The sequence below is a fragment of the Paenibacillus sp. J22R3 genome (assembly GCF_056269305.1).
On sequence record NZ_JBWDNS010000012.1, the window covers coordinates 1 to 20,860 of the forward strand.

Here is a 20,860-nt window from a genome sequence, read left to right on the forward strand (position 1 = left end):
ACGACCGTTAAGCCCTCCAGCGCCGATGGTACTTGGACCGCAGGGTCCTGGGAGAGTAGGACGTCGCCAAGCACGATGAACCGACCGTAATTATACGGTCGGTTTTTTGTTGTCTCTAAATCACAAAGTCAGCTGCCATCATCATTCCGTTTCGTTCGAAACGGGTTAACGATGATAGTAGCTGACTTCAGATACAGCGATGCGAAGCACGCCGTTGCGTTTGGCTTTGCGAAGCTTGCGCATGATGACTAGCCGGGGTGCTAATATCCAAACATGGCACATAATTAGACTGATCATTGTAGCTTCATTAGCCCATGGATAGAAGACGCCAATGGCGCATAGACCAAGCCATAATAAATGACGATGCAATCTTCGGTACAAGGCAAGCTCGATGTGAGCTGTTGGAATGTAACCGATCCATGGCGGCATAATGCGCCAGCCCCATCTGCGATCATCCGGCTCGTCAACACGGATAAGCGTTAACCGCGTAATAATGAACTGGATTACGAAGGCGCTAATGAATCCGATTCCGAGTGCTTTCATTCCGTCCATTTGATACATGAGCCAGAGGAAGATAGCAAGAATGGCTAGTATACTGAGATGGCTTCGACGCAGCTCATCTCGTACGAGCACCTTTTGAATGAGTTGGTATTGATAGATTGTTGCTTTCTCTTGTTCAGCAAGTTTACCGCGCATGATGTTCACGCCTTTCTGCGTTCTACACCATGTATCGGTAAAAGGTTGATTAATTTGTAGACTTCCTGCCCGAAAGAAGTGCAAGCCCTTCGTCACCAATCTGGGCGCTTCAACATAAACTGTATTACTATTTGAAATGGGCTATGAAAGTCGTATAGTTTGCTAGACTTTGTGGCATACTAGAAGCAATGACATATTTTCACTTGGATGAGGTGAAACGAAATGATGGAAGAGACTGCGGGAAACTCATGCATTATTTGCGGTCATGAGAAGGAACAAGGCATTCGAATCATTGATGAGTTTATTTGCGAAACTTGCGAGATTGAGATGGTACGTACGGAAGTGCAGGATGCTAAATACCCTTTCTTTATACACCAACTAAAACGGATCTGGATGCAAAATAATGCCTAAACTTTCGTACTGCTACAGTGTAAGGAACAAGTAATCCCTATATCGTCTCGAGTTGTAGAAATACCCGAGAATGGTTAGGGGTTATTTTGTTTACTGGCTGTGTCTTCAGCAGGTTTATGTTGCCTTCATAATGGATTATGATGAGAGAAAGAAGAAGTTTAGCAGGGGGAAAGTTGCTTGGCAGATACTCAGAGCAAACAGTGGCATGCGCCTCTATTCGATACCTTAACAGCCTTGGAGCGGTCTAATCCTGTAAGCTTTCATGTGCCCGGCCATAAATACGGTCAATCTATCGCACATCTGACCGGTATGAACGACAATGCAGTACAGACCTTTCAATCCATAATGAGGATTGATGTGACCGAAATATCGGGGACCGACGACCTTCATGCACCATCGAGTATCATTCAGGAAGCACAGTCTTTAGCTGCTGAGGTGTTTGGAGCGGACCAGACCTTCTTCCTCGTTGGAGGAAGCACAGTCGGTAACTTAGCTATGTTATTAGCCGTATGTAGGCCAGGAGACCTAGTCATCGTGCAGCGTAACGCGCATAAATCGGTTTTAAACGGTTTAAAGCTTGCAGGGGCAAGTGCAGTGTTTATTATGCCTCAGAAGGACGTAGGGAGCAATTTGGACGTTCTCCCGGATATTTCGCAAATAGAAGAGGCTATGACTAAATACCCAGATGCGAAAGCTGTATTTCTGACGAACCCCAGCTACTATGGGTTGAGCATAGACTTGGAGCCATATGCAAAGCAGATTCATGCTCATGGAATGCTGCTGCTTGTTGACGAAGCGCATGGTGCCCATTACGGACTGCATCCGGCATTTCCGCGTTCCGCTATACAAGCAGGCGCGGATGCTGTGGTGCAATCGACACATAAAACATTACCGGCACTGACGATGGGCGCTATGCTGCATGTTCAAGGTCCACGTATCAATACGTTGGAGCTTGCAGATGCACTGCGAATGGTGCAGAGCTCAAGCCCATCGTATCCGATTATGGCTTCACTGGATATGACACGGGCCATGCTGCAAGCGTATGGCAGTGATCTTTTTGAACAAGGCATTCATGCTGCTCGTAGGTTTAGAGCTTGGATCAAAGACCAATCAGCATTTGAGACATTATTATTGGATGAGGAACAGGGGCGATCTTCAGCTGCTGCGATTAGGGTAGATCCGATTCGTGTTGTTTTGCGAGAAGCTTATGGTCGGTTGTCTGGCTTTGACCTGCAGCAACGTTTAGAGCAGTACGGCTGTTATGCCGAGATGGCTGACCTTCGATATGTAGTCTTGTTATTTGGGCTGGCGGCATCCGATTCAGATGTGGATAGACTTCAAGAAGCACTGATTGCGATCGCAGAAGAGATTGAGCGTGAAGGGTTGGAAGCTAAGGAAAACCTCTATATGCCAATCGAGCAACACCGAACATTGTCGGAACCGGTTGTATTCACGCGATCAGGCGTAAAACATGCTTCGAATGGGACAGAAACCATTCTATTGTCGAATTCGGCGGGACGTTACACCGTAGAAGCGGTCATCCCATATCCCCCCGGCATCCCACTGTTATATGAGGGTGAACGCATTACGGAGGAAACGATAAATTACATCCAACAGTTAATGGAGCATGGCGCAAGATGTCAGGGAGCGGCAGATCCAACGATGCAAACAATAACCGTACTACGGACGGGCTAGTCGTTTACGCCTATGATTGGCTTTGATATGATAAGGGTATTAACAGACAGAGGAGTACTGAAGTGGAAAAAGGGTTGTTTTTGACGATAGAAGGCGGCGAAGGAGCAGGTAAAACGACCCTTATAGAGGGCGTTGTACATGCACTTAGAGCCCAAGGCAGAAATGTCATGATGACGAGAGAACCAGGAGGCATCCCGATTGCCGAGCAGATTCGGAATGTGATACTGGATACAGCGAATACATCCATGGATGCACGAACAGAAGCACTACTCTACGCAGCGGCCAGGCGACAGCATCTTGTGGAGAAGGTACTGCCGGCGCTAGCTCAAGGCGATGTGGTCATATGTGACCGTTTTGTCGACAGCAGCCTAGCGTATCAAGGGTATGCGCGCGGACTTGGAATCGAGGAAGTATGGTCGATTAACCAATTTGCGATAGAAGGCTTCATGCCGCAATTGACGATATGGATGGATATCTCTGCGGAAGCGGGCTTAGCACGGATCAATGCTACTTCCGAAAGGGAGATCAACCGACTCGACCTAGAGAGTTTGGCCTTTCATGAGAAGGTGAGAGAAGGGTATCGCAGGTTGATGGCAGCCGATCCGGATCGAATTGTGCGTGTTAATGCCGAACAAACGCAAGAGAACGTGTTGAATGATGTCATTGCTATAATAAATAGACGATTTTAAAGGATTATTTACAAGGGATGTCAAATTAATAATAAGGTAACGATGTCTTTCGAAAATTTTAGGAGGGATATTGATGAAATTAGTTATTGCGATTGTACAGGATAAAGATAGCAACCGGTTGTCGAATGCACTTGTAAGAGAGGGATTCCGGGCAACGAAGCTGGCTAGTACCGGCGGGTTTCTGCGTGCAGGCAACACAACCTTCATGATCGGTATTGAGGATGAACGGGTTCATGAGGTTATGACGGTGATTCGTTCAAACTGTAAAGTCCGCGATCAGCTTGTTTCACCTGTATCTCCGATGGGAAGTACTACGGATGCCTACATTCCGTTCCCTGTTGAAGTGCAAGTTGGCGGCGCTGCCGTATTTGTCGTACCAGTAGAGCGGTTCGAACATTTCTGATTGGACGTGAACTTCAATGAAGATTAATCCGGGCTGGCGTCCTTTAGGGCAAGACCGAGCGCGGCCGGATCTCGGCTCCAAACCGATTGCGCCTAAGAACTTTGCAGATGTGATGAACTTTCAGGACGAACAACGTACGATTGAACAGCTGCAGGAGAAACTGCAGAATATTCATAATCAAGGCGAACGGCTCGCAAGATCGATGACCGTCAGAGAGCTGCGACTTTATCGCCAGATGGTAAAGCAATTCCTCGAGGATACCGTCAGACGGGGTATCGGAATGAAGGAAACGCGCGGATTTGACCGTCGCGGCCGTACGAAACGATATAAGTTATTAGAAGAAATAGATTCTTCCCTCGTATCGATGGGTGAAGAACTGCTTGAAAGTGAAGAAGGACGACTTGATCTGCTGCAAAAAGTCGGGGATATTCGCGGCATTCTCATTAATTTGTTTTTCTAGCATAGAGGGGATCTTTACCATGAGCATTGCACAGCTTGCCGGGCAACCGAAGGCGAAACGCATTTTGTTTTATGCGCTGACAAGCGGCAAAGTTTCACATGCCTATTTATTCAGTGGGCCGCCCGGAAGCGGGCGGATGAACATGGCGATGGCGTTTGCCAAAGCATTGTTCTGTACAGGCGAAGGCGATGACGCTTGCGGCGAATGCTTGGAGTGCCGGAAGTTCGAGCATGGCAACCAGCCTGATTTGCATCTGGTAGAACCAGATGGCAATTTCATTAAAATCGACCAAATTCGCGAGCTTCAAAGAGAGCTTGCCTATCGAAATATAAGCACGTCACGCAAAATCTATATCGTGCAGCGCGTTGAAACCATGACGCTGCAAGCCGCGAACAGCTTGCTAAAGTTTCTGGAGGAGCCGCAGTCGCCGGTTGTCGCGATTCTTCTGACGGAGAATGGACAAGCCGTACTGCCAACCATCCGTTCCCGAACGCAGTGGGTTCCGTTTATGCCGCTTGCACCCGATGACATGCTGCAAACATTGGCGAATGAAGGTGTTCCTCAGCTGCCTGCCCGTGCTGCCGTTCATCTCGCATCGGGATTAGATGCGTGCAGGGCGCTTATCCAGCAGAATGGGTTTGCAGAAATGAGAAACGTAGTGATACAATTAGGAAAGGACAGTCTCACGCGGTTTACTGCGGCGATGATGTCTGCGCAACAGCATATTTTTAAGACAGAGCTTGGTGAGCAGCCTCAGCTTCTGTTGTCATTACTCGTTTTATGGTATAAAGATATGATTCATTTTCAAGCAGGAAGACACGAGGCTCTTGTTTTTATAGATCAGCTTGATTGGATTGGTAAACATGCATTCTCACGTTCGGCTGAGGGCTGGGTGACATGTATGGAGTATACGCTTGAGGCAGGCAAACGCATGCGCGCGCATGTATCGCCGCAATTAGCGCTTGAGCAGCTGCTAATCCGTGTACAGGAGGGGTGAAACGTTGTATAACGTCGTTGGTGTCCGCTTTAAGAAGGCGGGCAAAATCTATTATTTTGACCCGGTTGATTTCCCAATTGATAAGGATCAGCATGTCATTGTTGAGACGGCAAGAGGGATTGAATACGGTAAAGTAGTGGTTGGACAGAAGCAAGTCGGAGAATCAGATGTTGTCCTGCCTCTTAAGAAAGTCATTCGGATCGCCGGTGACAACGACGCCAAAATTGTCGATGAGAACAAGGCGGCCGCACGCAATGCATTTGCGACCTGTCTTGAAAAAATAAGAGATCATCAGCTTAAGATGAAACTCGTTGATGTCGAATTTACGTTCGATCGCAACAAAATTATTTTTTACTTCACAGCTGAAGGCCGCGTCGATTTCCGTGAGCTCGTTAAGGATCTGGCCAGCGTATTCCGTACACGAATTGAACTTAGACAAATCGGTGTGCGGGATGAAGCGAAGATGCTTGGCGGCATTGGACCTTGCGGACGCGTACTATGCTGCTCGACTTGGCTCGGCGATTTTGAACCGGTGTCCATTAAGATGGCGAAGGATCAGAACTTATCGCTTAATCCAACCAAAATTTCCGGCTTGTGCGGACGTCTCATGTGCTGCTTGAAATATGAGCATGACAATTATGAGAGCGTTCGCGAAGAATTGCCGGCAGTAGGTAAGGTTGTTGTCACTTCTTATGGTGAAGGTAAAGTAACCGGAATTAATGCGGGCTCCAAATCGGTTTATGTACAGCTGTTTGATGGCGGCAAACCGAAGGAATTACCGCTTGATGATGTTGTAGTGAAATAAGTAAGCGAATCCGAAGCTGTATAGCCTTGGGGTGGAGACTTGAAAAAAGACATATTTAGTCAAATCAGCGAATTGGAATCCCATATGGGAAGCCTGCATCAGGAGCTGGGAGCGATGAAGCAGAAAATCAAGTCGCTCTTGGAAGAAAACAACCGGCTTAGCATAGAAAATCAGCAGTTGCGCAAAGTATTAAAGCGGGAAACGGCCAGTCAAATACCGAAGCCGGTACCGGCCGCTGCCGTGGAAGATGATTCTCATGCCATGCCAAACGATGAACCCGTGCTGGCAAGTGACGCGATAGGCGTTGGGCAAGGGTATGATAATTTGGCGAGATTGTATCATGAAGGTTTTCATATTTGTAATTTGTATTATGGACATTTGCGAACGGAAGGCGACTGTTTGTTCTGCCTTTCGTTTCTCAATAAGGAATAAGAGACAAGACCCTTCCATAGGGTCTTGTTTGCATATTCAAGCGGTTCGAATTTGGCAAACGTAAGGAGCAATTAATGATGACTAATGAAGTAACTCTGGAGCCGAATGAAAGGCTGGATGATTTACTAACGCATCAGCTGCATATTATCCAGAGCCGGGAAGTATTCAGCTTCTCCATGGATGCCGTATTGCTGGCTCGTTTCGCGGCTGTGCCGCCGCGCGGTAAAATCCTGGATCTGTGCGCGGGGAATGGCGTTATACCACTGCTCTTAACGACAAGGACGAAAGCCCAGATTGACGCTGTTGAAATTCAGCCTCGGCTTGCGGATATGGCAAGGCGAAGTGTGAAGGCGAATGGGCTCGAGGATCGCATTCATATTTATGAAGGCGACCTGCGTGATTTCTATAAACAAAGCGGACATGGAAATTATGATGTCATTACGGTTAATCCACCTTATATGCCTGCTGGAACAGGGGATCAGAATGAGAATGAGCATTTTGCTGCGGCTAGGCATGAGCGTAATGGGACGCTGGATGATATTGTAGCGGCATGTGCGCGACTCGTACGACCAGGCGGGAGGGTCGCCATGGTGCATCGTCCTAATCGGTTGGTTGAAATACTGGAAACGTTCCGTAAATGGAAGCTTGAACCGAAACGGATTCGCTTCGTACATCCGCATGCCGGCGCCGAAGCGAATATGGTACTGATTGAAGCGGCCAGAGATGGCAAACCGGATGTGAAGCTGCTGCCGCCGATGATCGTATATAATGAACAGCGACAATATAATGAAGAGTTAATGCGGATCTATTACGGCGATCAAGCGCCGGAAGCGGGAACGAGGGATTAGGCCAAATGATTGTACAGCGCAGTTTCAGCACAACAGAAGTCAGTAGTAATGGTATTGCAGCCGGAACATTGTATCTAGTTGGAACGCCGATTGGTAACTTAGAGGATATGACTTTTCGGGCGATTCGGATTCTCAAAGAAGTCGATATGATCGCAGCAGAAGATACACGCCAAACACGCAAACTGCTGGCACATTTTGAAATTTCGACTAGGCTTGTCAGTTACCATGAGCATAATAAGGAGAATAGCGGGCCAGAGCTTATCCGATTGCTGGCGAGCGGACAGTCCATTGCACTGGTCAGTGATGCAGGGCTTCCGGCTATATCCGATCCCGGAGCCGATCTTGTTGCAGCCGCCGCTGAAAGTGGAATAGCCATTGTACCGATCCCGGGGGCGAATGCAGCGTTGTCTGCATTAATCATCTCCGGTTTGTCGACAGAGAAGTTTCTGTTTACGGGATTCCCTCCGCGGGAGCGCAAGTCACTTACCGCATGGCTGCAGCAATTACAGAGGCAAGAGGCGACATTAATTTGTTACGAATCGCCGCATCGAATCGTAAAAACCCTTGCAGTGATGCTAGAGCAGCTAGGTGACCGGAAGATGGCGATGGTTCGTGAATTAACAAAACGTCATGAAGAAGCCGCCCGAGGAACAATTACCGAGTGCATCGCGTGGCTGGAAGAGAATCCGCCGCTTGGCGAGTATTGTTTGGTTATTGCAGGTATGAGCAAAGAAGAAGCAGCGCAATTGCAGCAGGATGATCCGGTATGGTGGAGCGGGCTAGAGCTGGAGGAGCATGTGAGCCGATACGAGGAGCAAGGTGAGGATCGGAAGGAAGCCATCAAACGAACAGCACTTGATCGAGGCCTGCAAAAACGAGATGTATATAATGAAGTAATGAAGAAATAGAAGCATGCCGGTAGACAAAAAAAAGACCTTCCTGACCGTTATGGCTCAGGAAGGCATCAAGGAGTATAAAAAGGTTAGAATTAACAGGTTTGATAAATGTATTATAACCTATAAAACTGAATTTGTCTCTTATTTTGTAACAGGAGTCGGCATTTCCGTTAAACAAACGTTACAAACGATTTTGCCTTTGAAATAAGCGACATTCTCTGCGTTGCCACAGAAGATACAAGCCGGCTCATATTTCTTCAGCATGATGCGCTCGCCATCTACGTAGATCTCAAGAGCATCCTTCTCACCGATTCCAAGCGTACGGCGCAATTCAATCGGAATTACTACACGTCCCAGCTCATCTACTTTACGCACAATTCCTGTAGATTTCATCATATCTATTATTCCCCTTCGCAATGGATTAACTCGTCATCATTCGACAAAATTCTATCATATAATGACTTAATAATACCAACGTTTCCCATAATAGTCAACCTGGTTTTAACGGTAATTGTGACCAGTAATAACCGATTACCGTTGTAAATAGGCATTTGTTCAATATATATATAGTACTGCAAACGAAGTCCGGTTGGAAATGATATTGCGACATTATTCGACATTAGTTCGACATTTGTGTCGAATGATTGAACTTTAAGGAGCGTGATTCGACATGAGTGCTGCTCATCGAGAGGATAAACTCGCGGAAGAGAAAGTATTTAAGGACCCTGTACATAAATATATTTACGTTCAGGATCAGCTGATTTGGCAGCTCATAAATACGCGGGAATTTCAACGGCTGCGTCGCATTCGCCAGCTTGGCACTTCGTATCTGACCTTTCATGGAGCAGAGCACAGTCGGTTCTCACATTCCCTGGGCGTCTACGAAATTACTCGCAAAATCATATCTCAGTTTGAGCGCAGCGGTTATACCGATTGGCCAAAGGAGGAGAAGCTCGTTGCCCTATGTGCTGCTTTGCTTCATGACATCGGACATGGCCCATTCTCTCATTCCATAGAGGATGTGTTCGACAGCCACCATGAGGAGTGGACATGCCGCATTTTGCTTGGAAATACGGAAATTAATGCAGTCTTACGCGAATTTGATTCGAGCTATCCGGAGCGCATTGCCGCCGTTATTTGCAAAACCTATCATCAGCCTATAGTGGTCAGTCTGGTCTCCAGTCAGATGGATGCCGATCGCATGGATTACTTGCTTAGAGATGCTTATTTTACGGGAGTGAATTACGGCACCTTTGATCTGGAGCGTATATTGCGAGTGCTGCGGCCTCATCAGGGCAGGATTGTGGTGAAGGAAAGCGGCATGCATGCCGTCGAAGACTATCTCATGTCTCGTTATCAAATGTACTGGCAGGTGTATTTTCACCCGGTCACGAGAAGCTCTGAAATTATATTAAGGCAAATCTTCCGAAGGGCGAAGGAGCTCTTCGCGAATGATTACAAATTTCATACATTAATGAAGCCTATAAAGATGCTGCTTGCGGGCACAATGGACATTGAAGGGTATTTGGATCTGGATGAAGCCCTTGTTCAAACGGCTTTTGCACAATGGGTCCATGAGCCTGATCCCGTGTTGTCGGACCTATGCCGTAGGTTTCTCAATCGCAAGCTGTACAAATATGTTACGATGGATCACCCTGATGAGAAGCTGTGGCAAGAAATCCGTGAGCAGCTGCAAGAAATCGGCCTTCATCCGGACTATCACCTAGAAATTGACTTTCCTTACGACATGCCCTACGATGTTTATCGTCCCGGCTCAACAACTGCTGCAGGCAAGGAAGAAAAACCTCCGATTCTGCTGCTGAGCAGTGATGAACGATTGTCGGAAATCTCAAGCCGCTCGGATATCATTCGTTCCATTACCGGTATCCATCAAGGCAAGTACCATCTTTATTACCCGGAGGAACCGCTTCGCGAATCAGCTCACAGGCTGCCTGCGAAACTCCGCGAATTATTTGCTTTAATGTAGAAAGGGGTTTCCATATCCATCATGTTAATCGACACGCATACGCATTTAGACTCGCCTAAATTCGACGAAGACCGAGCAGAAGTTATCGAAAGAGCGCAGGCTGCCGGCGTACATAAGCTCATCAATATCGGCTTTAACCGTGAGACCATCCCAACTACGATGGCGCTTGCCGAGCAGTATTCCTTTATCTATGCGGCTGTGGGCTGGCATCCGGTTGACAGTATTGATATGCGTCCCGAGGATCTGGATTGGATTGCATCGCTTTGTGACCATCCGAAGGTTGTGGCGATCGGCGAAATTGGTCTGGATTACCACTGGGACACCTCGCCTAAAGATGTTCAGCAGCGAGTATTCCGCGAACAAATCCAATTAGCCAAGCAGAAACGGATGCCAATCGTTATTCATAATCGGGATGCCCACGAGGATGTCGTCCGTTTGCTTCGAGAAGAGGATGCCAAGGACGTTGGCGGGGTCATGCACTGCTTCTCCGGTAGTTGGGAAACGGCGAAACAATGTCTCGATATGAACTTCTATATTTCGTTCGGTGGACCGCTTACATTCACCAATGCAAGGGTGCCAAAGGAAGTGCTTTCACAAGTGCCTCTGGACCGAATTTTGATCGAAACGGATGCTCCTTATTTGGCTCCTCACCCCCATCGCGGAAAACGAAATGAGTCTGCATTCGTCCGTCTTGTAGCAAACACGATCTCGGAGATAACGGGTAAAAGTGTGGAGGAAGTCGGCGAAATAACCACGGAAAACGCAAGGAAATGTTTTGGAATCTGATGAAAACGGCTTTGAAAGCAAGGATTTGGGACTATTCTCGTGATAAAACTGATTTTGATTGAAGAAATTGCTTGCTTTTCGTCTATTTTTCCTTGAAATTCGTTAAAATCGTCATTAATCAGTTCTTTACAATGTGGCGCGGTAGACGGTATGATTCATTTCAGAGCAACAAAACTTGTATTCCTTTTCCAATAAAACGCTTAATCTCCGGAATTCGGAGAGCGGGGGAACCAATTGTTGAAACTGTTTGTATCACGGAGAAACAGCTTGTTCGTTTCTTCTCCTTAAAACGTGTTCGTCGACTAAAGGGCGACACTGTTTTGTACAAGGCAGACAGCGATAGACATGAAATTCTTCTTGGGGTGAATTTTGCGACCGGCACAGCAGCAATTGTTCGAACGTGCCATTAGCGAATAGGGCGACTCTCACGTCCGAATCCGACAGCTAACCTCGTAAGCGTCAATAAGAGAGATCAACCTCGTGCATGCAATTCCATGCTACCATTGTCTAATGGGAAGCCACGAAACAGATCCTCTGTCGTCGGGCTTCTTTTTGTTTGAAAGAAGCATAAACTGACGACAAAAGCTGTATTATGGAAGTGGTCCGGGGCTGAATTTGGAAAGAAAATCTCTATAGTCGCGTCTATGTAATCATGCGTAACAAAGGCGGCGGGGCTATGTAAGGAGGACCGATGAAATGGGAGCACTCCAGCTTAAGGACACCCATGGGAAACGATCATCCAGCATGTCTTTCGCATTGCGATGGAAGCATGAGAACATGCGTTTAATTGTACTAAGCGCTATGATCTCAATCGCTATGACTTTCATGTTTCTGGTGTTGTTGTACGGAACGGCTGACAAGCGCGTGTCCGTAGTAGTGAATGGACGAGAAACCATTGTCTCTACGAAGCAATGGGTCCTTCAACGCCTACTGGATGAACAAGCTATTGCAGTTGGCACTTATGATAAAGTGTCGATGCCGCTGGATGGCGGTATTAAAGACGGTGACCGAATTGTTATTAATCAAGCGGTGCCTCTTATTGTAAAAGCTGACGGCAAAGCAAGAACGTTGTACACGACAGAAAGAACCGTACAGGCGGCGATCGATCAGGCTCATATATCGATACGCAGTCAAGATAAGGTAGTACCTTCGTTATCCTCGGGACTTAAACCGAATATGATTATTTCAATCACTCGGATTGATACGAAGATCTCGGAGAGTACCCACCCCGTTCCCTTCTCCACTGTGAAGAAGGATGATCCCAAGCTAGCGCAAGGGAAAGAACAGCTTGTCCAAACGGGTAAACAAGGCACGGTCGTTAAACGTTATGAAAAGACTTTCGAAGACGGAGTTCTAGTCTCGCAGACATTAGTCGAGAAGTTGACCAAGTCACCTTCTGTCGATCAAATCGTGTCGGTCGGGACGAAGAAACCTGAACCGAAGGTAACGATGCTGCGGGCGAATTCGCCGAGCATATCTACCATGACGAAGCGAGGCGTTACGTTCAGTGCAAAGAAAGTAATAAAGAATGTAACCCTTACGGCTTATTCTGCCGGCTTGGCTTCGACGGGTAAAGGCAAGAACCATCCACAGTACGGTATTACCGCATCGGGAGCACGCGTTCAAGAAGGCCGTACCATTGCGGTCGACCCGAAAGTCATTCCGATCGGCTGGTGGGTGTATATCGAAGGAATCGGTTTCCGCCGAGCTGAGGATACGGGCAGTGCAGTCAAAGGCAACAAGATTGATGTTTACTTTGACAGCGAGTCGTATGCCGATAAATTTGGGCGGAAGCGGGGCTATACGGTTTATGTGCTGGGTCCGAAGAAACCATCAGCAGTGTAGGCAGTATTCCTCGGTATGAACATGCGTATCGTATTTCGCGCGTAAATATGCCATCATAAGAAGAGGCGATGCCTCTTCTTTTTGCATGTTGTACGGAAGGGAAGGAATGGAGTCCCATGATTAAAGAAATCATTGTAGTAGAAGGTAAAGACGATACTGTCGCCATCAAACGCGCCGTTGAAGCAGAAACCATTGAGACCGGTGGGTCGGCGATTGGCGAAGGGGTAATCCGCCGAGTCATGCTGGCGCAGGAGCGCAGAGGCGTTATTATTTTCACCGACCCTGATCATGCAGGCGAGCGAATCCGCAAGATCGTGGCGCAGCGTGTACCAGGCTGCAAGCATGCTTTTCTCCCTCAGGAGGAGGCGCTTTACAAAGGAGACATAGGCGTCGAGAACGCATCACCGGAAGCAATTAAGCGAGCACTCGCTAATTTGCGGACGGAAGCGACGTCTGACACTGCCGGCCTTGCTGAGGTCACGATGGAAGATTTAATGCAAGCAGGTCTGCTCGTACATCCGCAAGCTTCGGATAGACGGCTGAAGATGGGCAATCTGCTCGGAATCGGCTATGCGAATGGCAAGCAGTTCTATAAGCGCTGTTCGATGTTTCGAATTACGCGTGAGGAATTTATGCGGGCTCTAACCACGATGGAGCAGGCGAGCGAAGGAGATTAATGATGACAGAGGGAATGAAGGCAGGTGTCGATGTTGCTTCACCGAAGCGCACGAAAGACATTATCGCCAGATACGGTTTCACATTTAAGAAGAGCCTCGGTCAGAACTTTCTGATCGATCAAAATATTTTGCGTAACATTGTCAGCGCCGCTGAGCTGGATGAGACGAAAGGCGCGCTTGAGATCGGGCCGGGTATCGGCGCATTGACGCAGAAGCTGGCAGACGCTGCAGGACGCGTAGCCGCAGTGGAGATCGACAATCGGCTTATTCCGATTCTTAAGGATGTATTGGCGGATACGCCGAATGTGCACGTCGTACATGGCGACGTGCTGAAGCTCGACCTTGCCCAGCTGCTGAAGGAGCAGTTTGCCGGGCTCTCCGGCGTGAGTGTTGTTGCGAACCTGCCTTATTACGTGACGACTCCGATTCTGATGAAGCTTCTGGAAGAGAAACTGCCGCTTGAGAATATCGTCGTCATGATCCAGAAGGAAGTCGCGCAGCGGATGGCGGCCAAGCCCGGTGGCAAGGAGTACGGCAGCCTTAGCGTTGCTGTGCAGTACTATTGTGTGCCTGAGCTGGTTTGCATTGTCCCGCATACCGTCTTCATTCCGCAGCCGAATGTTGATTCCGCGGTTATAAAGCTTTCGCTGCGGGACAAGCCGGCTGTTGAAGTCGAGAACGAAGCGCATTTCTTCCAAACGGTACAGGCTTGTTTCGCGCAGCGCCGCAAGACCATTGCGAACAATTTGACCGCTTATGTAGGCAAAGTGAATCGCGAGAAGCTCGGACCGCTGCTTGAAGGCATCGGCATAGATCCGTCCCGGCGTGGGGAGACGCTGTCTCTTGAGGAGTTTGCCGCATTGAGCCGTGCACTCCTGGCTGCGGACTTACACAGCAGCTAGACGAAAAAATAAAAGTGAGCGCACCATCAGGGGCGTCTCCCCATAGGATAGACGAAGAGGTGATTTGCCCATGAAGCAAGGGGACCTGGTCGTCCGCAAATCCTATGGCGGGGACGTCCTTTTTCGTGTTGCGACAATTCTAGAAGAACAGACAGCCATCCTAAAGGGCACCGACTATCGTCTGCTTGCAGACGCGCCAATTGTCGATTTGTCCGTTATGAGCGATCCGGAATCTTCCGGCGCAGCGAGGCAGGCACGCATTAAGGCCAGTGAGTCCACGCTAAGGATGCAGGAACAACGCGAGCAGCAGATAATTGAACGTGAACTGCAGCGCGCGCAAAGCCAATCCCAGCCGTACTTTGAGGTGCCCGGAAAAGTACTTCATTTGGACGGGGACAGCAACTATATGAGAAAAAGCATGCAGCTGTATACGCAAATGCGCGTCCCTGCCCACGGGGTATACGTACATGAATCCCAAATGGCCGACGTGGTTTACCGACTGCTTCCACAGATTAAACCGGATATTGTCGTGATAACCGGCCATGACGGCGTGCTGAAGACTCGGAACCAGGATGATCTGCATAACCTGGCCAGCTACAAAAACTCGCAAAATTTCGTTAATGCAGTACGGATAGCGCGTCAGTATGAGAAAAGCAAAGACAGCTTAATTGTCGTAGCCGGCGCATGCCAATCGCATTATGAAGCGCTGCTGCAGAATGGATCGAACTTCGCCAGTTCTCCGGGCCGGGTGCTCATCCATGCGCTGGATCCGGTGTATGTCGCCATTAAAGCCAGCTATACCTCGATACGAGAGACGATCAATTTATCGGATGTCATTCACGGCACAATCAGCGGAATCGATGGAGTCGGGGGCATTGAAACATTAGGGAAGTTCCGGGTTGGTTTGCCTAAGCCTAAAACGCTGACCGGTGTAAAGCCAACTGTATAATATGGCTGCTTCGGGCTAAAATATACGTACCGGAGAAAAAAGTACCCTTTTTTATATTGACACCAAAGTGACTCCACTGTTATAATTATAATTTTTTGACAAACCACCTCCTTTTGGTTATAATGGACAAGGAAAGAGGTGGTAGTGCACAATGGCAAAAAATGCGCTATTGGAAATCAAACGCAGTTTGGAAACCCATGTCGGCTCCAAAATCCGTCTTCGTGCTAACGGTGGTCGTCGAAAGACGATTGAACGGACCGGTGTGTTAGAAGAAATCTACCCTTCTGTATTTATTGTCAGGCTCGACCAGGAGCAGCATGCGTTTAAGCGCGTCTCTTACAGCTACGCCGATATATTAACGGAGTCCGTTGAAGTTACGGTGGACAGTGACGATGGTCAAGTACGCATTACGTATATACAATGAGATAAATAGGAATCGAACATGTGCAGATTTGCGGACGCGGCGAGAGCAGCGTAGGCAGAATCTGCACTTTTTTTGTGCCGATATGGCCGTACCTTTTACTCCGTATGAGAACGACAAAAACAACCATACTAACGGTACTACCCGTTTCAAAGGAGGAGAGTGTATATGTCACGCAGACGCCGCGGTACGATGAGTGAAGAGCTGAAGAAAGAGCTGGCGAAGGATCTGGGCTTCTATGATACCGTGCAGAAGGAAGGCTGGGGAGGCATTAAAGCAAAGGATGCCGGCAATATGGTAAAACGTGCGATTCAAATCGCTGAGCAGGCCGCTGCTAAGCAATATGCCGCGCAGCAGGCGCAATCCCAGCCCTATCAGCCGCAAACGTATCAGTCGGCACAAACTACCTACAGGCCTCAGCCTGCCCGCAGTCCATTCGTGCAGCCGCAAACGCAGCCTAATTATGCGCCACAGCGCCAGCAGGCATCCGGTACGGTTCCGGCTTATATGCATCAAGCCATGCAGGCCGCACAGCAGCAAGCGTCCCAATATCAACCACACTAAGGGGTTATTTCAAGCTAAGGTGTTGAGCAGGCCCGTAGACTGCTCAAAGCATCTTAGCTTTTCTTATGACCTTTTGTTATAATATGTGAAGTTTAACGATAACGGACGGGTGAGCCTACATATGAAGATTTATGAGAAAGCGCCGGCAAAAATCAACCTGCTGCTGGACGTCATGCGTAAGCGTGAGGATGGATTCCACGAGGTTGAAATGATTATGACAATGGTGGATTTAGCAGATCGGCTTGAGATGGAAGAGCTTCCGCGGGACACCATCATTATCTCGAGTCAGGCGGGATATATTCCGCTAGACGAGAAGAATTTAGCCTTTCAGGCAGCAAGACTGATTAAGGATCGCTACAATGTCCGTAAAGGCGTCTATATTCATCTGGATAAGAAGATACCGGTTGCCGCAGGGCTTGCCGGCGGAAGCAGTGATGCAGCCGCTACGCTGCGGGGGCTCAATCGGCTGTGGGGGCTGGGCATCTCCGAAGAAGAGCTGTGTACGCTCGGTGCGGAGCTTGGCTCCGATGTACCGTTCTGTGTAACCGGCGGTACTGCAATCGCACGCGGCCGCGGAGAGAAGCTGGAGCGAATCAGCAACCCGCCGCAATGCTGGGTCATTCTGGCGAAGCCGCCAATCAACGTTTCCACGGCAGACGTGTACGGGAAGCTGCGCGCTTCTGAGCTGAAGCAGCATCCATCAACAGCGGACATGCTGTCCGCAATCTCAAGCGGCTCATTCGGCGGCGTTTGCACGTATCTGGGCAATGTGCTGGAAACGGTAACGCTTCAGCTTCACCCCGAGGTGCTGCAGCTTAAGGAAATTATGCAGCGACTGGGCGCAGATGGCGTGTTAATGTCAGGCAGCGGACCGACGGTTTTTGGCCTTGTAAGCAAGGAAGCGAAGGTCTCGCGCATCTACAATGGACTCCGTGGATTTTGCAAAGAAGTCTATGTGGTAAGAATGCTGACATGAACCCTACGTGCGTCTTGATTAAATCCGTATGAAAATGGTATTATGTCATTATAATATTCGGATTTGGCTGGGGGGAGTACACGTTGAAGAAGTTAAAACGGAGTGCAAGGTTAGTAGAAATGACGCAGTACTTACTTACACGCCCCCATACGTTAATTTCTCTGACAGCATTCGCTGATCGCTACCAATCTGCCAAGTCATCTATTAGTGAGGATCTGGCGATTATTAAAGAGGTATTCGAAGAAGAAGGACTCGGTGAGCTGCATACGTTGGCAGGAGCCGCCGGAGGCGTGAAATATACGCCGAAGATGGGTCAGGCCGAGGCACTTGGCATCATGAACGGCATTTGTCGTCAATTGGAGCAATCGGAGCGGGTACTTGCCGGAGGCTACTTGTACATGACGGATATGCTGGGACAGCCAGGGCTGCTCGCAGATGTTGGACGAATGTTTGCAACCGCATTCGCAGCTTCGGATATCGATGTCATCATGACGGTCGAGACGAAAGGGATCCCTCTTGCTTATGCAACGGCAGCTTGCATGAATTTGCCTGTTGTCATTGTGCGTCGCGACAATAAAGTGACGGAAGGCTCTGCTGTGAGCATCAATTACGTATCGGGCTCCAATAAGCGTATTCAGACGATGTCGCTTGCACGTCGTGCATTGAAGGAACATGCACGCGTATTAATCATTGATGATTTTATGAAGGCCGGCGGAACGATTCAAGGCATGATGGATTTGCTGTTCGAGTTCAACGCAAAGGTAGCCGGTGTCGGCGTATTCGTGGAATCCGGGGAATTGGAAACCGAGGATCGATTGCTAGAGGATTATGTGTCGTTGGCGAAGCTGACGGCTGTAGATATGAAGACCAAACACACAACCGTTGTACCGGGCAACTATTTCACGTCCCGGACATCTGTTTAGCATCTAATCGAGGAGGATTACTTGTTCATGAAAGCACAACCTCAAATCGTGGCGACAACACAAGCGCCAGCTGCAATCGGACCTTACTCCCAAGCTATAAAGATTGGCAACCTGCTGTTTACCTCCGGTCAAATTCCGCTGACAGCGGAAGGCGTTCTTATTGAAGGTGGAATTGAAGAGCAGACGCATCAAGTATTCCGTAATCTACAAGCTGTCCTGGCTGAAGCGGGAGCAACGTTCGCTGACGTGGCGAAGGCGACGGTATTCATTAAAGATATGAATCAGTTCGCAGCGCTCAATGCCATTTATGCATCCTACTTCGGCGACCATAAGCCGGCTCGCTCTACCGTTGAGGTTGCGCGCCTGCCCAAAGACGTTCTTGTCGAAATTGAGCTGATCGTGGCGATTGAAGTCGAATAGAAACGGATAATATTCCGATTTAAAAAATATTTTCAAACTATACAGATATTTTCCAGAATCATGAAGGAATTCGCATTGAAACGTGGAAGTATACACCAAGTCCTTGATAGGCAAAGGTGGTGAACACAGATGCAAATTACCGATGTTAGACTCCGCCGAGTAAATTCCGAAGGCCGGATGAAGGCAATCGCCTCAATTACCATTGACAATGAGTTTGTCGTTCACGATATTCGCGTGATTGACGGTAACAATGGAATGTTTGTGGCAATGCCAAGCAAGCGTACTCCTGATGGAGAATTCCGCGATATCGCACACCCTATTTCTTCGACGACACGGGAGAAAATCCAAGCTGCCGTCCTAGCAGAATACGAACGTGCAGCGACGGAAGAAGATGTAGCAATCGAAGAAGGCGCCTAAATCAAGGTGTTAAGACGTCTAGCAAAGAGAGCCCAACCGGGCTCTCTTTTCTTTTGCCCACAGATACGCTATATTCAGTAGAGCATTTAAGCAAGGTGAATCGGCTGCGGCTATCCGATATGGTGGCGCCGGCGAGGTTCATTTCGGAGAAATATAAGCTGTGTCTATGGTTTATATTTTGAATAACATAGGGATATAGAAGCTGGGAGGGACATCCTTTGAAGAAAGTAATGGCGATCGTATTGGCAGCTGGACAAGGAAAACGAATGAAGTCCAAACTATATAAAGTGTTGCATCCGGTTTGTGGGAAGCCAATGGTGGCGCATGTGCTGCAGACGGTACAAGATGCGGCTTGTGAGCGCACAGTCGTCGTTCTTGGTCATGGCGCGGAAACGGTCCGCACGTATCTCGGAGATGGCGTGGAGTTTGTTCTGCAGGAGCAGCAGCTTGGTACGGGCCATGCCGTACAGCAAGCAGAGCCGCTGCTTGGCGAGGAAGCGGGAACGACGGTCATTCTGTACGGAGATACGCCTCTGGTGACTTCAGAAACGATTGCAGCGCTGCTTGCGCTTCATACGAAGACAGAATCAGCGGCTACCGTGCTGACGGCCATTGTGCCTAATCCACAAGGACTTGGTCGTATCATCCGCGATGAAGCCGGCAATGTACTGCGGATCGTGGAGCAGAAGGACTGTGCGCCTGAGCAAGCGACGATTACGGAGATCAATACAGGCATGTATTGTTTCGACAATAAGAAGCTGTTCCAGGCGCTGAAGAAGGTAACGAATAACAATGCACAAGGTGAGTTCTACCTCACTGACGTGATGGAAATATTGAAGAACGCAGGCGAGACCGTCGGCGCGTATTGCACGCCGGATTATGCCGAAGGCATTGGCGTTAACGACCGTGTCGGCCTTGGAGAAGCGGAAGCGCTCATGCGTGCCCGAATTAACCGGAAGCATCAAATTAACGGCGTGACGATTATCGATCCTGCTGCGACTTACATTGAAGCAGATGTGGTTATCGGCTCGGATACGATTGTTTACCCAGGCACCGTATTGCGCGGTCGTACTGTGATCGGAGAAGACTGCGTGATTGGTCCTCATGCGGATATTACGGATACGGAGATCGGAAACGGTGTAACAGTGAAGCATTCCAACGCTGTGGAGTCGGTTATTGGCGACGAATGTGCAGTAGGACCATATGCCTACTTGCGTCCGGGTGCGAAGCTTGGTGCAGGCTGCAAAATCGGCGATTTCGTCGAGATCAAGAACGCTGAGCTAGGCGAAGGCACGAAGGTTTCCCACCTGAGCTATGTTGGGGACGCGAAAGTAGGTAAAGACGTGAATATCGGCTGCGGCGCGATTACCGTTAATTATGACGGCTATAACAAGTCACTGACCGAAATCGGCGACCGTGCTTTCGTAGGCAGCAACGTGAATTTGATTGCGCCTGTTAAGATCGGTGACGGTGCTTATGTCGTTGCAGGATCTACCATTACGCAGGACGTGCCGGACAATGATGTAGCGATCGCTCGCGAGCGCCAGGTCAACAAACCGGGTTATGCGGAGAAGCTGCGCGGACGCGCCAAAGCGAAGAAGGATAGCAAGGCGAAAGGCTGATTGTGAGAAGTTGTTCGTTTATTTCCGGGGCGGAATGGG

The 20,860-nt window shown here is 48.8% G+C and carries 24 protein-coding genes, 1 pseudogene and 1 riboswitch; of the genes and pseudogenes, 23 read left to right on the forward strand and 2 right to left on the reverse strand.

What is annotated here, in order from left to right:
* Positions 1 to 165: 165 nt before the first annotated feature.
* Entirely contained in the window at positions 166 to 696 is a 531-nt protein-coding gene (locus AC0YN4_RS29875) for a transposase (RefSeq protein WP_475784641.1), read from the reverse strand.
* A gap of 222 nt (positions 697 to 918) precedes the next feature.
* Between AC0YN4_RS29875 and AC0YN4_RS29880 the strand changes: the two genes are divergently transcribed.
* The 10 genes from AC0YN4_RS29880 (at position 919) to rsmI (ending at position 8,344) form a co-directional block, all read left to right on the forward strand.
* Positions 919 to 1,107 (forward strand): sigma factor G inhibitor Gin, encoded by a 189-nt coding sequence (locus AC0YN4_RS29880; RefSeq protein WP_475784640.1) that lies wholly within the window; start codon positions 919 to 921, stop codon positions 1,105 to 1,107.
* A gap of 177 nt (positions 1,108 to 1,284) precedes the next feature.
* Positions 1,285 to 2,802, forward strand: a complete 1,518-nt coding sequence (locus AC0YN4_RS29885) for an aminotransferase class I/II-fold pyridoxal phosphate-dependent enzyme (protein ID WP_475837514.1) — start codon at positions 1,285 to 1,287, stop codon at positions 2,800 to 2,802.
* Positions 2,803 to 2,864: 62 nt separating this feature from the next.
* Entirely contained in the window at positions 2,865 to 3,491 is a 627-nt protein-coding gene (tmk, locus tag AC0YN4_RS29890; protein WP_475784638.1) for a dTMP kinase, read from the forward strand.
* Between the two features lie 73 nt (positions 3,492 to 3,564).
* On the forward strand, positions 3,565 to 3,894 hold the full coding sequence (locus AC0YN4_RS29895) for a cyclic-di-AMP receptor (protein ID WP_090985945.1): 330 nt from the start codon (positions 3,565 to 3,567) through the stop codon (positions 3,892 to 3,894).
* A 16-nt stretch (positions 3,895 to 3,910) separates the two neighbouring features.
* Positions 3,911 to 4,354: a YaaR family protein gene (locus AC0YN4_RS29900; protein WP_475784637.1), complete on the forward strand. Its 444-nt coding sequence runs from the start codon at positions 3,911 to 3,913 to the stop codon at positions 4,352 to 4,354.
* A 19-nt stretch (positions 4,355 to 4,373) separates the two neighbouring features.
* Positions 4,374 to 5,351, forward strand: a complete 978-nt coding sequence (holB, locus tag AC0YN4_RS29905; RefSeq protein ID WP_475837515.1) for a DNA polymerase III subunit delta' — start codon at positions 4,374 to 4,376, stop codon at positions 5,349 to 5,351.
* Between the two features lie 4 nt (positions 5,352 to 5,355).
* Entirely contained in the window at positions 5,356 to 6,156 is an 801-nt protein-coding gene (locus tag AC0YN4_RS29910) for a PSP1 domain-containing protein (RefSeq protein WP_475784635.1), read from the forward strand.
* A gap of 84 nt (positions 6,157 to 6,240) precedes the next feature.
* Positions 6,241 to 6,588, forward strand: coding sequence for an initiation-control protein YabA (locus AC0YN4_RS29915; protein ID WP_475784646.1), 348 nt, complete (start codon positions 6,241 to 6,243; stop codon positions 6,586 to 6,588).
* 74 nt (positions 6,589 to 6,662) lie between these two features.
* A complete protein-coding gene (locus tag AC0YN4_RS29920; RefSeq protein ID WP_475837516.1) occupies positions 6,663 to 7,436 on the forward strand; it encodes a tRNA1(Val) (adenine(37)-N6)-methyltransferase in 774 nt (257 codons plus the stop codon).
* Between the two features lie 5 nt (positions 7,437 to 7,441).
* Complete coding sequence (gene rsmI, locus AC0YN4_RS29925; protein ID WP_475837517.1) at positions 7,442 to 8,344, forward strand: 16S rRNA (cytidine(1402)-2'-O)-methyltransferase; 903 nt, start codon at positions 7,442 to 7,444, stop codon at positions 8,342 to 8,344.
* A 129-nt stretch (positions 8,345 to 8,473) separates the two neighbouring features.
* On the opposite strand, the gene AC0YN4_RS29930 is transcribed toward rsmI, so the two are convergent.
* Positions 8,474 to 8,728, reverse strand: coding sequence for an AbrB/MazE/SpoVT family DNA-binding domain-containing protein (locus AC0YN4_RS29930; RefSeq protein WP_090648939.1), 255 nt, complete (start codon positions 8,726 to 8,728; stop codon positions 8,474 to 8,476).
* Positions 8,729 to 9,002: 274 nt separating this feature from the next.
* Between AC0YN4_RS29930 and AC0YN4_RS29935 the strand changes: the two genes are divergently transcribed.
* The 13 genes and pseudogenes from AC0YN4_RS29935 (at position 9,003) to glmU (ending at position 20,821) form a co-directional block, all read left to right on the forward strand.
* Positions 9,003 to 10,319, forward strand: a complete 1,317-nt coding sequence (locus tag AC0YN4_RS29935) for an HD domain-containing protein (RefSeq protein WP_475784632.1) — start codon at positions 9,003 to 9,005, stop codon at positions 10,317 to 10,319.
* Positions 10,320 to 10,340: 21 nt separating this feature from the next.
* Complete coding sequence (locus AC0YN4_RS29940; RefSeq protein ID WP_475784631.1) at positions 10,341 to 11,105, forward strand: TatD family hydrolase; 765 nt, start codon at positions 10,341 to 10,343, stop codon at positions 11,103 to 11,105.
* 187 nt (positions 11,106 to 11,292) lie between these two features.
* Positions 11,293 to 11,579: riboswitch (cyclic di-AMP (ydaO/yuaA leader) on the forward strand.
* A 222-nt stretch (positions 11,580 to 11,801) separates the two neighbouring features.
* Positions 11,802 to 12,950, forward strand: coding sequence for a G5 domain-containing protein (locus AC0YN4_RS29945; protein ID WP_475784630.1), 1,149 nt, complete (start codon positions 11,802 to 11,804; stop codon positions 12,948 to 12,950).
* 116 nt (positions 12,951 to 13,066) lie between these two features.
* On the forward strand, positions 13,067 to 13,627 hold the full coding sequence (gene rnmV / locus AC0YN4_RS29950; protein ID WP_475837518.1) for a ribonuclease M5: 561 nt from the start codon (positions 13,067 to 13,069) through the stop codon (positions 13,625 to 13,627).
* Entirely contained in the window at positions 13,627 to 14,529 is a 903-nt protein-coding gene (rsmA, locus tag AC0YN4_RS29955) for a 16S rRNA (adenine(1518)-N(6)/adenine(1519)-N(6))-dimethyltransferase RsmA (RefSeq protein ID WP_475784628.1), read from the forward strand. The genes rnmV and rsmA overlap by 1 nt, the downstream gene beginning before the upstream one ends.
* A gap of 70 nt (positions 14,530 to 14,599) precedes the next feature.
* On the forward strand, positions 14,600 to 15,478 hold the full coding sequence (gene yabG, locus AC0YN4_RS29960; RefSeq protein ID WP_475784627.1) for a sporulation peptidase YabG: 879 nt from the start codon (positions 14,600 to 14,602) through the stop codon (positions 15,476 to 15,478).
* 151 nt (positions 15,479 to 15,629) lie between these two features.
* Entirely contained in the window at positions 15,630 to 15,902 is a 273-nt protein-coding gene (veg, locus tag AC0YN4_RS29965; protein ID WP_090985921.1) for a biofilm formation stimulator Veg, read from the forward strand.
* Between the two features lie 165 nt (positions 15,903 to 16,067).
* Positions 16,068 to 16,241: pseudogene (locus AC0YN4_RS29970) on the forward strand (small, acid-soluble spore protein, alpha/beta type); the annotation flags it as partial.
* Between the two features lie 343 nt (positions 16,242 to 16,584).
* Positions 16,585 to 17,439 carry a 4-(cytidine 5'-diphospho)-2-C-methyl-D-erythritol kinase gene (ispE, locus tag AC0YN4_RS29975; protein WP_475837519.1) on the forward strand — a complete coding sequence of 285 codons (855 nt, stop codon included), beginning with the start codon at positions 16,585 to 16,587 and terminating at the stop codon, positions 17,437 to 17,439.
* 83 nt (positions 17,440 to 17,522) lie between these two features.
* Positions 17,523 to 18,362, forward strand: coding sequence for a pur operon repressor (gene purR, locus AC0YN4_RS29980; protein WP_475784626.1), 840 nt, complete (start codon positions 17,523 to 17,525; stop codon positions 18,360 to 18,362).
* A gap of 27 nt (positions 18,363 to 18,389) precedes the next feature.
* On the forward strand, positions 18,390 to 18,782 hold the full coding sequence (locus AC0YN4_RS29985) for a RidA family protein (protein ID WP_475784625.1): 393 nt from the start codon (positions 18,390 to 18,392) through the stop codon (positions 18,780 to 18,782).
* 129 nt (positions 18,783 to 18,911) lie between these two features.
* Complete coding sequence (gene spoVG / locus AC0YN4_RS29990) at positions 18,912 to 19,199, forward strand: septation regulator SpoVG (RefSeq protein WP_090985913.1); 288 nt, start codon at positions 18,912 to 18,914, stop codon at positions 19,197 to 19,199.
* Positions 19,200 to 19,429: 230 nt separating this feature from the next.
* Positions 19,430 to 20,821 carry a bifunctional UDP-N-acetylglucosamine diphosphorylase/glucosamine-1-phosphate N-acetyltransferase GlmU gene (glmU, locus tag AC0YN4_RS29995; RefSeq protein WP_475784645.1) on the forward strand — a complete coding sequence of 464 codons (1,392 nt, stop codon included), beginning with the start codon at positions 19,430 to 19,432 and terminating at the stop codon, positions 20,819 to 20,821.
* Positions 20,822 to 20,860: the final 39 nt, after the last annotated feature.